This window comes from Exiguobacterium sibiricum 7-3, assembly GCF_000620865.1.
Lineage (GTDB): Bacteria > Bacillota > Bacilli > Exiguobacteriales > Exiguobacteriaceae > Exiguobacterium_A > Exiguobacterium_A sibiricum_A.
This window is the reverse complement of record NZ_KK211190.1, coordinates 1,378,786-1,391,948: the sequence shown is the minus strand read 5'-3', so window position 1 is coordinate 1,391,948 and position 13,163 is coordinate 1,378,786. Positions and strand designations below refer to the sequence as shown.

9 protein-coding genes are annotated in these 13,163 nt (G+C 46.0%); 3 read left to right on the top strand and 6 right to left on the bottom strand.

Annotated features, from left to right (window positions below):
- Window positions 1–47: 47 nt before the first annotated feature.
- The 3 genes from P402_RS0107940 to P402_RS0107930 all read right to left on the bottom strand — a co-directional run bounded on the left by P402_RS0107940 (window position 48) and on the right by P402_RS0107930 (window position 3,629).
- Window positions 48–1,394: a phenylacetate--CoA ligase family protein gene (locus P402_RS0107940; RefSeq protein WP_026828190.1), complete on the bottom strand. Its 1,347-nt coding sequence runs from the start codon at window positions 1,392–1,394 to the stop codon at window positions 48–50.
- Between the two features lie 228 nt (window positions 1,395–1,622).
- On the bottom strand, window positions 1,623–2,981 hold the full coding sequence (locus P402_RS0107935; protein WP_026828189.1) for a phenylacetate--CoA ligase family protein: 1,359 nt from the start codon (window positions 2,979–2,981) through the stop codon (window positions 1,623–1,625).
- Between the two features lie 258 nt (window positions 2,982–3,239).
- Window positions 3,240–3,629, bottom strand: a complete 390-nt coding sequence (locus tag P402_RS0107930) for a hypothetical protein (protein ID WP_026828188.1) — start codon at window positions 3,627–3,629, stop codon at window positions 3,240–3,242.
- A 199-nt stretch (window positions 3,630–3,828) separates the two neighbouring features.
- Here P402_RS0107930 and P402_RS0107925 point away from each other — a divergent pair, with 199 nt between their 5' ends.
- Window positions 3,829–5,280 (top strand): NAD(P)H-binding protein, encoded by a 1,452-nt coding sequence (locus P402_RS0107925; protein WP_026828187.1) that lies wholly within the window; start codon window positions 3,829–3,831, stop codon window positions 5,278–5,280.
- A gap of 265 nt (window positions 5,281–5,545) precedes the next feature.
- On the top strand, window positions 5,546–9,133 hold the full coding sequence (locus tag P402_RS0107920) for a dynamin family protein (protein WP_026828186.1): 3,588 nt from the start codon (window positions 5,546–5,548) through the stop codon (window positions 9,131–9,133).
- Between the two features lie 56 nt (window positions 9,134–9,189).
- On the opposite strand, the gene P402_RS16330 is transcribed toward P402_RS0107920, so the two are convergent.
- The 3 genes from P402_RS16330 to P402_RS0107905 form a co-directional block, all read right to left on the bottom strand.
- Window positions 9,190–10,143 (bottom strand): LysR family transcriptional regulator, encoded by a 954-nt coding sequence (locus P402_RS16330; RefSeq protein WP_051525132.1) that lies wholly within the window; start codon window positions 10,141–10,143, stop codon window positions 9,190–9,192.
- 14 nt (window positions 10,144–10,157) lie between these two features.
- Window positions 10,158–11,114: a magnesium/cobalt transporter CorA gene (gene corA / locus P402_RS0107910; RefSeq protein ID WP_026828185.1), complete on the bottom strand. Its 957-nt coding sequence runs from the start codon at window positions 11,112–11,114 to the stop codon at window positions 10,158–10,160.
- Window positions 11,115–11,225: 111 nt separating this feature from the next.
- Window positions 11,226–11,774 carry a hypothetical protein gene (locus tag P402_RS0107905; RefSeq protein ID WP_026828184.1) on the bottom strand — a complete coding sequence of 183 codons (549 nt, stop codon included), beginning with the start codon at window positions 11,772–11,774 and terminating at the stop codon, window positions 11,226–11,228.
- A 278-nt stretch (window positions 11,775–12,052) separates the two neighbouring features.
- Between P402_RS0107905 and P402_RS0107900 the strand changes: the two genes are divergently transcribed.
- Complete coding sequence (locus P402_RS0107900; protein WP_026828183.1) at window positions 12,053–13,153, top strand: NAD(P)/FAD-dependent oxidoreductase; 1,101 nt, start codon at window positions 12,053–12,055, stop codon at window positions 13,151–13,153.
- The last annotated feature ends 10 nt before the right edge of the window (window positions 13,154–13,163 follow it).

The window sequence follows — 13,163 nt, the reverse complement described above, 5'->3', positions numbered from 1 at the left end:
AAAATATCCAACAAAAACACGGATCCTCACTTGGATCCGTGTTTCATTTACATCAACTGTTTGACAAGAAGCGTCTTTCCGCTGACTTCCCGCGGGATGTTGTCGACGGCACGTAACGAGACGTTCATCTCAGCGCCGAGTAAGGTTTTTAAAAACCGATACAATTGTTCCTCGTGCTCCGATAAAAAGCGGGTCCGGTCCGGAATATATAAAAACGTGATGTCCCGTTCACTGTTTTGGATATATTGGACTCGCTCGACACTGTTCGGTAACGCTTTGACCAAACTCGACAGCTGACCTTCAAAAACCTTTTGACCATTTTGTTTAACGATATAGCCTCGGCCCCGACCATCAATCGAATCAATCACGGGACCGTGATGACCGCAGGAACAGGTTTGTCCGCTGCTCGTCATGCGATCACCTACCCGGTACCGGACGAGCGGAGTCCCGTGTGTATCAAAGCTTGTCACAAGGATTTGTCCGTCCGGTTCGATTTCGATGATTCCCATCTCGTAATGCAGATGTTTATTCCCGAAACGGCATTCGGAAACGATCGGAGCTCCTTCCGATGACGCATATTGATCAAAGACAGGCGCATGGAAAACGTCTTCAATCAATTTTCGTTCCGTCGCGGTCATCATCTCAGCCGTCGGGAAAATGGCGCGCGGCCGGCACTGCAATTCCATCCCGATTCGTTTGGCATGGTAGGCCAGCTCAATCATCGCTGACGGCAACCCGTCAATCGATTCCGGATCAAACCGGTCGATTGCCTGCAAATAAGCTGTCATCGTTTCAGGACTGAGTTTCTTGACGGTAAACAGCATTTGATTCAGTGCATGATTCATCCGCCAGTAGACGGGTTTTTGTTGCCGTTCCGAAACGAGCGCCTGTGCTGTAAAACTGATTCGTCGCATGCCCTTTTGGACACCGTGGGTCGCTTTAAAAAAATCGAGATGCGCCATCCGGACCTGCATGTCTTCTTTCGTATACCGGACTTGGATTGACTTCCCTGTCGTCCCGCCTGTTTTCCCGAGAATCGGTGCATCGAGATCCGTGCGAATCGATTCGATTTGTTGCCGTAACGTTTCTTTTTCAAGTGACGGGATCTGCCGAAGTTCCGTTAACGTTTGAAAAGGCAGTTGCAGATTCAAGTCTTTAAACAGCGTGTTGTAATAGGCGCTATGTTGCTGGGAAAACAGCAAAAACGTATTAAGACGTGTCAATTGCTCCAGTTCTACATCGATTGGCTTTTCCAATTTGTCCGCTAATTCCTGAAATCGTCTTTGGTACGCCGGTCCATACCGTTCCCGTTGAAGTCGATAGCCATACAGGGTGATTAGAAGATTTTGCATGAACACCGGTGAATACAGATAGACTTGCTCTTTGATTCCCATCTGCGCACGTCCTTTCGAACAACGACTCGATATTTCATTGAGTATTTTCCTAATACATTCAGATTACGTCTTCATTCTGACAATCACATGACAAAATCTACCGCATTCGACTTCCATTTTAATGATGCTCCTTCTTTGGTAAAGTATCGCTTTTTTTGAAAAATAATTAAAAAGCAGATTACCTTTTTGAAAATGAAGGGTAATCTGCCAGTTCTTTTTTTTGAATTGTCAACTCTTTTCCGGCAACAATTGTTTGATTAATAATGTTTTTCCACTGATTTCTTTCGGAATTTCCGGTACGGCTCGTAGCAACACTTCCATTTGTCCGCCAAACAAACGTTTTAAGACGAAATACAGTTCTTTTTCATGTTCTTCTTTAAAACAGCGTTCGTCGGGTACATATAACATGACGACTTCTTCTTTGTCCGATTGAATATACTGGACCCGTTCGATACAGTTCGGGAAGGCACGAACGATCCCGGCCAGTTCTCCCTCGAAAATCCGATGACCGTCTTTCAGTTGGATAAAACTTCGTCCCCGTCCGTCAATCGACGCGATGACCGGACCGGCATGGCCACATTGGCATGTCGATTCACTTAACGTCATTCGATCCCCGACACGATACCGGACGAGCGGAGTCCCGTGGGTATCAAAACTTGTCACGAGAATCTGACCGTCTGCTTCGACCTCGATGATGCCCATTTCATAATGCAGATGTTTTTTGCCGTAACGACATTCCGCAACGATTGGAGCCCCTTCGGATGAGGCATACTGATCAAATATCGGCGCATGAAAAACTTCTTCAATCAATTGGCGTTCTGCAGGCGTCATCATCTCAGCCGTCGGGAAAATTGCCTTTGGTCGGAACGTACACGGAATATTGTATTTTTTTGCATGACGGGCTACTTCAATCATGCCTGAAGGTAAGCCATCAATTGATTCCGGGTTAAACCGGTTCAATTGTTCAATGTACAAGGTTGCCGTTTGAGGGTTAATGTTTTTGATCGTAAACAACATCTGATTAATCGCTTTATTCATCCGCCAATATACCGGTGCTTTCTGTGATTCTGCAGCCAGTGTCTGACCCGTGAAGCTGGCGCGTCGCATGCCGCGTTCGATTCCATGTGTCCACTTAAAATAGTCGAGATGCGCCATCCGGATTTGCATATCTTCCTTTGTGTAATGGACTTGAATCGACTTTCCCGTCGTCCCGCCCGTTTTCCCAAGGATAGGGGCCCGGATTTTAGCATGAACGTCTGCATTGCGTGTCCGGAGGATTTCCTTGCTCAACACCGGAATTTGCTTTAATTCGTCCAACGTCTGGAGTGGTAAGCTGATCCGGTGTTGCTCAAACAGCTCTTTATAATACGGACTGTAGGTCTGACAAAACAGCAGAAATTGATTCAGACGCTTCAACTGTTCCACTTGCGCATTCGTCCGAAAACGTTCTTTTTCCTTTAGTTCTTGTAACCGTTTCTGATAGACCGGACCATATCGTTCCTGATACAGCATGCGCCCATAAATCGTCGTTAAGATATTTTGAAGAAAAATCGGTGAATGAAAGTAAATCGATTGTTTGAGTTGCATACGTCCACTCCTCTCACATCTCAGTCAGAAATTTCAGTTGAACCACTGTCCATTTCCTGTTACTTACATCTTATTTCCAGTGATCCGTCTCTTCAATCAAATCTTAATAAACAAGCTTAGCTTTTATTCGGATACCGTTTTATGATAATAAGCTTATGTCACAAACATTTTTTAATGATTTTTCTTTTATTCTTTTTTCTTTGCTTTTCCTAATGACAAAAAAGAGGCTGATTCAGCCCCTTTTCTTTCAAAATCCCGTCACGTTTGACGATGACCAATTTCTTCGTCTGTTCCAAACATCCGGACCTGAATAGCTCCGAGTACCAACTTTAACTCTTTCGGATTCAACTGATCGATGATTTCGATCACGGTCAACGTCGTACGACCGTTATACAGTTGCACCAGAAGCTGACGCTCCACGTCGATCATCCGGTCATTGATTGGTTCGGCCAACATTTCCTGATAAAAAAACTCACCCGTTTCCGGGAAAAAATAATCACTGAACAATTGCATCAACTGTAAATTCCCCGTTGCCAAAAACAGGATCGCCTGAAACGGAGTCTTCGCCCGATTCCGTGTACTCAAACGTTTTAAAATCATCTGATACCGCTTATTGTGTTGGTCATCTAAGAAACAGACTGCATTCATCTTCGTCCTCTCCTTAAATTAAAAAGTAAGTATTATGTACCTGGAAATCGATAACTCGTCTTCACTCATTTTGATCTCTTTTTCTTTTCCCCTGTTTTTCACGCATCAAGCCTGTTATCTCATGAAAACATCTGAAGGGATTACGAACGGATTGATTCGGGTAAATCCAACAGGTAACGTTAATCGAGGGGGAAAATACATGACTCAAACACGTAAACGACTTGCACTTGCAGGTGCAACTGGATATATCGGACACAATCTCTTAAACGAACTCAAGAAAAAATATGATGTCATCGCCTTGTCACGAAACGGGGACGATAAGGACGACGAATCCCATGTCGAATGGCGCTCGTGTGACTTGTTTTCACTAAATGATACAATCGACGGATTGAAAGGGGCAGACATCGCCATCTATCTAGTCCATTCCATGATGCCGTCCGCTAAATTGACACAAGGGTCATTTGAAGACATGGATTTGATTTTAGCCGACAACTACGCCCGCGCCGCCAAAGAAAACGGTATTCAACAAATTGTCTATTTAAGTGGCATCATTCCGGAGGAGACCGAAGACTTGTCCCGTCACTTAAAAAGCCGTTTGGAAGTCGAACGTGTTCTCGGTGCTTATGGAACACCGGTAACGACGATCCGTGCCGCTTTGATTGTCGGACCAAAAGGATCTTCCTTCCCGATTTTATCGAAGCTCGTCAAACGACTCCCTGTCATGTTGTTACCAGAATGGACACGGAATCAGACACATCCCGTTGCATTGCCGGATGTCATTCATGCGCTTGGAGCAAGCGTCGGACGTGAGGACCTGAAAGACCGTGCCATCGATATCGGTGGTCCGGAATCGATGACGTATAAGGAAATGATCTTAAAAACAGCAGAAGTCATGGGGAAACACCAACCGACGTTTGACATCCCTTTGATGACCGTCAAACTATCACGCCTTTGGGTGACATTAGTTTCCGGCGAACCAAAAGAGACGGTTTATCCTCTCGTCGAGAGTATGGTTCATGAGATGGTCGCAGACCCAGATAAGATGGTCGACGGCATCAGCGACGGAAAAATCACGTTTGAGGAATCTGTCCGCATGGCGTTAAAAGAAGAGCAGGAAGAAAAGAACCAGAAGAAACAGTCGGGCCGTTCTTCTCAAAAAGAGGAAGCGCTTGATGTGCGCTCCGTTCAGCGCGTCCGCCTGCCGGAAGGTCGCGATGCCAACTGGGCAGCCGATAACTATGTATCGTGGCTTTCCTCTTTCGCCAAACCATTCCTGACTTCAAGCATTGCGAATGAGACCATCGTACGGATTCAAGTGCCGTTCCTTGATTCCCCATTACTCGAATTGACAAAAGAACCGTTCCAAGATGCTGAACAAGCGACGTACCGGATTTCCGGCGGATTGTTTGCCCAAGTTCAGGAAGGCAGCAAAGGCCGAATCGAATTCCGGCAAATTCCCGGTTCCCAGGAATGTCTAATCGCCATTCATGAATATGTACCGGCCTTACCGTGGATCATTTACAAATCAACACAAGCCAATATCCATTTACTCGTCATGTATCTGTTCAAACTTCATCTTCTTCGCTTGATGCAGACAACGGAACAATCTCCGGACGAATCGGAAATGATTGTCCCTGAGACGAACGGCTGATGTTTCAGAAAAATCTTTACCATCCAGCGGATTGAATTCCTTATTTCTCAGGAATTCAATCTTTTTTTATGTCCATGATGCATTGTCGGTTGCCGACGTGTTGATCGGATATGACTCTTGTTTCATCGTATACCGTTTTCGCGGAATCCGTAAGTCTTGACGTCTCTTTTCCAGCCCGTTTGCAGAACTTACCGATGAACAGATGACGGAACCAAAATAAGCGTGATACACTGAAACTGGATTGTAAGAAAGGGGTTTCACAGGCATGCGCTCATTCGAAGAACGGTTAACAAATCACATTGAAGCGACAGCGCTTCTCACGACATTGATTCAACCCTCGTCGGATCAACTGCGACTCGACAAATTAAATAAATTTTCAGCGAAACTATTAAAACGTGAATTTACGATTGCTTTCGCCGGCCATTTTTCGGCTGGGAAATCAAGCATGATCAATGCCTTGACGGGAGAGTCGATTTTACCGACCAGTCCGATTCCGACCAGTGCCAATATCGTCACATTACGTCGGGAAGAGCAAGATGCCGCCATCGTCCATTTTCATGATCGTCCTGCCGTCCAGTTGGCCGCGACCGACTTACCGCATCTTGAGACCTTAGGACGTGACGGCACCGTCGAACGAATTGATATCACTCATGCCGGCTCAAACTTACCGGAAGGACTTGTCTTAATGGATACGCCAGGTGTCGATTCCGTCGATGACGCCCACCGGATTTCCACGGAGTCCGCCTTACACTTAGCGGACATGATTTTTTACGTCATGGACTATAACCATGTCCAGTCCGAATTGAACTTCACCGTCACACGCGAATTGTTGACTTCCGTGCCTGAATTGTATTTGATTGTCAATCAAATCGACAAACACCAGTCCAGTGAACTATCGTTTGCCGCCTTTAAACGTTCGGTCATCCAGTCATTTGCAGCCCATGGCGTCGAACCAAAAGGAATCTTCTTTACGAGCTTACGGGAAGCGGATCATCCAGAAAATGATTTTCTTACAGTCAAACAGCTCGTCGATCAAAGCATCCGTGACGTCCAACCGAAACTGTTGCAATCAGCTGCCACGACACTGGAATCCTTACATGCCGAACATGTGACGTATCTCGAAACACGCATCGAAGAAGCTGTCCAGTCGACGGAAGAAGGAATAACTCCGTCAGAGCGGCAACAATCCGAAGCGTTGTTTGAACAGCTGCATCAGCTCGATTTGCAACTCGAACTGATGGCACCAGAACAGTGGGTCAGCCGTTTTTCACAGCACCGGGAAAGTTTGTTGCGAAATGCGACATTGATGCCGTTTGAGCTTCGTGAGAAAATGCGAACCTTTTTAGAAACACGACAAGCATCCTTTAAAGTCGGATTTTTCAGAAGTGCCAAAAAGACGCAGACCACCCAGCAACAGGTGGCGGAAGATCTCATGCGGGCATACCACTCCGTCACGACATCCGAAATCGCCTTACATCTGCGGAAATTGATGAAACAATCTTTAGCGGAAGCCGGCATTTTGTCCGATCGGCACACGATGCAGATTGACACCTATCCACTTGATCCGCCGCTCCGTGTCATCGAGGATGCCGTCCAGGAAGGTATCACGATTACCGGTGAATCGGTCCTCCAGTTTACGAATCGTGTCGTCAGTCTCACGGCTGACTGGTATACGAAAGAGACGAACCGCTGGCGTGATGGCATTCGAGCAGAGCTGGAACAAACAGATGGCAGCGTCAAACAGGACTTGCTGACGGAACAAACAACTTTACGTCAAAAATGTGATTTGTTGAAAACCGAAGCTGACTACCGGCAATTGCTCAAGACGTATCTTGAGCAAGCGGACGCGCCGACGAATAAACAACTAGAAGCTGCTCGACAACAGGTCTTGAAATGGCAGCAGGATCTGCTTCAAGCCGAGCAAGCGTTAGTCCCGTTCCAGCCGCAGGAAGTACTCGAGGAAGTTGCCGTTACTACGGAAGCAACTTTTTCAAACGGCGTCGAGGAGACACGGGCTTATTCGCTGGAAGACATACAACAGATTCAAACGATTTTATCATCCGTTTCCGGATTTGAAGATACGGTCGCTTATTTGCAAGACAAACTGAAACGTGTCTCCTCCAGTACGTTTACGATTGCTTTGTTTGGTGCGTTCAGTGCCGGCAAGTCGTCGTTTTGCAATGCGTTACTCGGACAACCGGTTTTGCCTGTCTCGCCTAATCCGACGACCGCTTCGATCAACCGGATTAATCCGGTCAGTTCGGCACATCCGCACGGTACTGCGACGATCCGCTTTAAGACGGAACAGGAACTCGTCAACGAAATAAATGACCTTCTTCAGGCTTTTGACGTCACGATCACTTCCTTGCAGGAAGCCGCACATTGGATTGAATCACAACCGGACCACACATTGCGGGATACATCTTTTTTACGTGCTTTTTTAATAGGTTATCCGTCTGTTTCGTCCTTCGTCGGAACGATACAAACGGTCGATCAACCGACGTTCACGGAGTATGTCGCAAAAGAGCATCTCAGTTGCTTTGTCGATGTGATCGACTTGTACTTCGATAGTCCGTTGACCCGTCTCGGAATTACACTTGTCGATACACCGGGTGCCGATTCCATCAATGCCCGTCATACAGATGTTGCCTTTGACTATATCAAGGATGCGGACGCCATCTTATTCGTGACGTATTTCAATCACGCCTTCGCCCGCGCCGACCGTGAGTTTCTGATTCAGCTTGGTCGTGTCAAAGATGCGTTTGAACTGGACAAAATGTTCTTCATCGTTAATGCGATTGACCTGGCACAAAATGACATTGAAAAACAAGCGGTCCTGCAATATGTCGAGACTGAATTACAACGGTTTGGTATTCGATCGCCTCGTCTGTTTGGTGTCTCGAGCCTTCACGCATTAGCAGAAAAGCAGACGGACCGCGAGCTCGACTCAGGTTTACCTGTCTTCGAATCTTCCTTCCATCAATTCCTGGAACGGGACCTTAAAGGATTGGCCGTTCAAGTGTTGTCGGAGGAAACGGAGAAAACCGTCCACCGATTACGTCAATTGATGGAACAGACCGAATTCAATATCGTGCGAAAAGAGACACGGCTTGACGAACTGGATGACTTGAGTCAGACGATCGAAGCACATTTTTTAGACCGGCGGACCGATTTACTCCGTCATGCCTTATTTGCTGAAATCCATGAACTGTTACATCATGTCAATCAACGGATCTATTACCGTTTCCCTGATTTCTTTAAAGAAGCGTATCATCCCGTCCGCTTCGCGAACGCCACAAAGCAGCAAGCCCTGCACGAAGCCTTGGTCGAACTACTTGGCTTTTTGAAATATGATTTTGAACAGGAATTACGCGTGACACATTTCCGGATTGACGGTTGGATCAAAACAGCTCTCCTTCAACGTTTCCAGGAAGAAGAGCGGTATGCGACGAAGTTGAACCCTTCTTTCCAACTTTCTCCATTCGAAGCACCGGCGATGACGTCCGTCCATTTTGAAGGTCCTTTCCAGGATGCGGCACCTTACCAGTCCGTCAAACAGTATTTCCGTAATCCGAAAGCCTTTTTTGAACGGAATGAAAAAGAACAATTGAAAGACGCATTAATGCAGTTGACGAAACCGGATGCGACATCTTATCTTGAAACGGAAGAGCAGCGATTACGCGAACTCGCGCAGCAACACGTCGCCCGTTTGCTCGACGAGATGTATACAGCATTATCTGGAACGTTACAAAAACAAATCGAGATGGAGCGAAGCAGTTTAGCGACGACGGACCATCTGGAACAGTTCAAACACGCTTACTCGAGCATCAGCCAACTGGATCAAACCGTTTAATTTTTCTCAATAAGCGGATCCATTACTACACAAAGAACCCGAATCAGATCCACTTCTTACAAAAGAGGTGGCTGGTCCGGGTTCTTTTTAATGTTTGCGCCACGATCGGATGGATGCGGCCAATAGGATTTAAAGTAATGTAAGACATAGTCCTGGACGTGACGCACGAGCGGACGTTGCTCGACCCCTGCTAAATGATTTAACGAAACATCCCATAACATCGGAGGGTCAAACGGTAAAATCCGGATATCCTCTGCATGATGAAATCGGAGAATCGGTTCTGGTAAAATCGACACGACGTCGAGTTCTTGTACCATCCCAATCAATAAGTCCCAAGCACCGGAAGTAAAAAAGATGTGTGGTTCGACTTGCACATGCCGGAACTGGGATAAAATCTGATGGTGCAACATGAAACTATCATTGAGAATGACCAAAGGTTCCTCTGCCAGGTCACGGTAAGATACACTTTTGGTTTGGCTTAACGGATGGCTTGGCCTCACCGCGACGACGACCTCATCCTCGATTAATCGATAGCGTTCTATGCCATAGGATTCTCCCGGTTCAATTAAAATCGCCAAGTCCAGTTCTTCGAGCAGCAGGCGACGCTTCAATTCAAAAGCTCCTTCTTCGATGATTTCCAGCTCAATGCCGGGATGTTCCGCCATTAATTTCGGAATCAGTTGCGAAAAAAGGACGGGCAAAATGACCGGTGGAATCCCCAACCGGACTTTCCCTCGTATGACACGTGACCGTTCGTGAAGATGTTCCATCATTTGTTGATGTCCGTGCAGGACACTCAGCGCATCCTCATAAAATTGTTGTCCGGCGTCTGTCAGACCGGTCAATCGTCCGTGATGACGCAAAAACAACTCCACTTGTTCCATCTCTTCAAATTCCCGTACCAGTTGACTGAGCGCCGGTTGCGAAATATGAAGATACTTGGAAGCCCGTGTTAGATTATACGCATGATCTACGATGGTCGTAAAAAATGTCAATTGCCGAATGTCCACTCGACTTCCCCCTCTTACTCATCAAACCAATGATTTTTTCTGAAATACAGGATCATCCCCATCGCAATGACTCCCATTCCTCCTAATGTGAAGAAATACCCGAATCGCGTCGTCAGTTCCGGCATATGTTCAAAATTCATCCCATAGATTCCGGCGATGAAAGTTAAAGGCATGAAAATGGTCGTGAAAATCGTTAACGTCTTCATGATATTGTTCATCCGATATGAGTTGAGCGAAATGAAATTATCCCGGAATTCAGACGTCATCTCCCGGTTATATTCAATCATTTCATTAAGTTTAAGTAGATGATCATAAATATCTTGGAAAAACGCTTTTTTGTTGGCGTGAATCGCAAGCCGGCGGGATTCAACGACCCGGTACAACAAATCCCGCATCGGCAAGATGGTCCTGGCGACTACTAACAAATCGGATCGAATCTCAAATATCTCTTCCATGATCCGTTTATCATTCCCCCGCTGTTCATACCGTCCTTCCAGTGCAAAAATCTTGTCTTCTAACGCATGGACGATCGGAAAATAACCATCGACGATTTTATCCATGATTTTATGAACGATCTCGATCGCCCACTGTTCGGGTTTATTATGTATCCGTTGAAAAGCTTGGAACACGACATCAATTTCACTTGAAGGCTCCTCGTGGTAAGAAACGACATAGTTCTCATTGGCGAACAGGTTAATTTCTTTTCCTTTTAGTGACTCCGTATCCAGGGCATGCAACACAAAAAAGCTGTATCCGTCGTAATATTCTAACTTTGGACGCTGTAAGTATTGAAAACAATCTTCAAGGGCCAGCGGGTGAAAATCAAATGCGGACACCAGCTGTTGTTTTTCCTGCTCCGTCGGCTGATCAAAATCGACAAAATACCATCTGACGTTTGGTGCGTGAAGACGTTCCAAATCATCATCCACTAAAACTTGATGATCGTTCGTCACTAGAAGACAGCGTATCATGAACATTCACCTTCTTTTCATTACGGTTTGTTCACTTAGTATCGCAAACATCCGCTTTCATTTCCATAAAAAAAAGACTGTAGACTTAATCAAGCACTACAGTCTTTCCCTTTATCCCCGTTCGAAGTAAAAACCATTCCAATAGACATGACGATACGTAAATTCTTTACCACTTTTTGTCGTTACAAGCATCTCATCCTCCGAGACGACAGCAATCTTGATTGGTGTCTCCCCGTGATCGGTCAAAAAATTTAAAATCTCTAAATGACGATTCAACCATAAACGACGGCGGAACCAACGGAACCGACTGAAAGCAGCTGTAAAGTGTAAAATCGATAACAGCATGATAATCATACCAAACGGTAAGGGGACATCAAACAACGCGATTAAATAAAAATCAGCAATGATCAAAAAGACGGATAATCCCATCTCGGTCATCTCCATGAAGGACGCTTTATACGTGGCAAAATAGGTCATGACACGAAATAAAACGATGACCGTCAAATACGGTACAAAATAAAGACGAAAAATGTTGTCCGACCCACTGTTGACGTACATGAGCAAGGGTAGGAAGAAGAGCAACTTCCAAATTAGGATGGCAGAATAAAACAAAGTGTGATCCGTGTAGCGTTTGCGTACGATGGCGCGACTAATGTTCATTGCCTTCCCCTCCTTCAATGGTGACTACATGTTCGAGTCGATGATGTCGGGATCTAATGCCTATAAGGGTATGTTTCCTCATTCGGCCATTTCTAATCGTATATTTCGTGTGAAATATCGGTTTATATTCAGTATACGAAACATATTAATGAATAGTTTTACTTTCCCATCATTCCCCATATTTGAATGTGCTGTTTTCAGCCGTTTACTCGTATTTGTTCTTTGCCGTTTTTTTCTTTACACTTGAATTAGATTATTTTAGAAATGAGATGAAAAGCATGTACAGCCATATCGTGATCGGGGCAGGTATTCTCGGCACCTCAACCGCATATCATTTAGCGAAAGAAGGCGCATCCGTCTTGTTGGTTGACCGGAAGGAAGCGGGTCGTGCTACGCACGTCGCAGCAGGAATTATTTGTCCTTGGATGACGCAACGTCGGAACAAGGCTTGGTATCGATTAGCCAATAACGGTGCTCATTATTATGACACCTTGATTCCGGAACTCGAGGCACTTGGTGAGACGACGACCGGCTATCAAAAAGTAGGCGCAATCGCTTTACACGAAACATCAAAAATCGAAAAAATGCAGGTCATTGCTGAAAATCGTTTTCCCGAGGCGCCGGCGATTCAGCAAATCGAGCGTTTGACTGCTGATCGTGTGCAACAGATGTTTCCGTTGATTGAATATGTGGAAGATGCATTATTCGTTTCCGGCGGAGCACGAGTTGACGGACGTGCGTTACGCGCTGCACTAGAACGCGGCGCCCTCAAACAGCAGGCGAAGGTGGTCGAAGCAGATGCCGCGTTAATCGTCGTGGACGGTCAAGTGAAGGGTGTCCAAATTGATGATGAAATGCATTACGCGGAGCAAATCATCTTGACGGCAGGTGTCTGGGTCAATGAGTTACTGAAACCGTTGCATCTTGAACTTGACATCCGTCCTGAAAAAGGGCAGATTCTCCATCTGGACATCACGGCGGAACAAACACAACAATGGCCCGTCATCATGGGGCAACGTGGACTGTATCTTGTATCGATTGAGGATGGAAAATTGGCGCTCGGCTCCACGCATGAGAAACAACTTGACTATAACCTCCAACCGACCGTCAAGGGCATGCATGCTTTATTGACACGTGCCTTGCCGGTTGCACCTGCACTGGAAGACTCGAAAATCAATGAGATGCGTGTCGGACTTCGTCCTTATACCAGTACTTCCTTACCGATCATCGGACGACTCGCGACTCATCCGAATGTACTGGTCGCTAACGGACTTGGAGCCTCCGGCTTAACGATTGGTCCCTATCTGGGGCGTGAATTAGCGAAGTTAGCGTTAGGGCAAGAACTCGATATCAATCTGGAGGATTATTTACCTCAATGAGCAAACAACG

Bases quoted from the DNA above. Each gene is read 5' to 3' on its own strand.
- P402_RS0107905 (WP_026828184.1), bottom strand. From the start codon at position 11,774: ATGAACATTAGTCGCGCCATCGTACGCAAACGCTACACGGATCACACT.
- P402_RS0107920 (WP_026828186.1), top strand. From the start codon at position 5,546: ATGCGCTCATTCGAAGAACGGTTAACAAATCACATTGAAGCGACAGCG.
- P402_RS0107940 (WP_026828190.1), bottom strand. From the start codon at position 1,394: ATGGGAATCAAAGAGCAAGTCTATCTGTATTCACCGGTGTTCATGCAA.
- P402_RS0107930 (WP_026828188.1), bottom strand. From the start codon at position 3,629: ATGAATGCAGTCTGTTTCTTAGATGACCAACACAATAAGCGGTATCAG.
- P402_RS0107925 (WP_026828187.1), top strand. From the start codon at position 3,829: ATGACTCAAACACGTAAACGACTTGCACTTGCAGGTGCAACTGGATAT.
- P402_RS0107935 (WP_026828189.1), bottom strand. From the start codon at position 2,981: ATGCAACTCAAACAATCGATTTACTTTCATTCACCGATTTTTCTTCAA.
- corA (WP_026828185.1), bottom strand. From the start codon at position 11,114: ATGATACGCTGTCTTCTAGTGACGAACGATCATCAAGTTTTAGTGGAT.
- P402_RS0107900 (WP_026828183.1), top strand. From the start codon at position 12,053: ATGTACAGCCATATCGTGATCGGGGCAGGTATTCTCGGCACCTCAACC.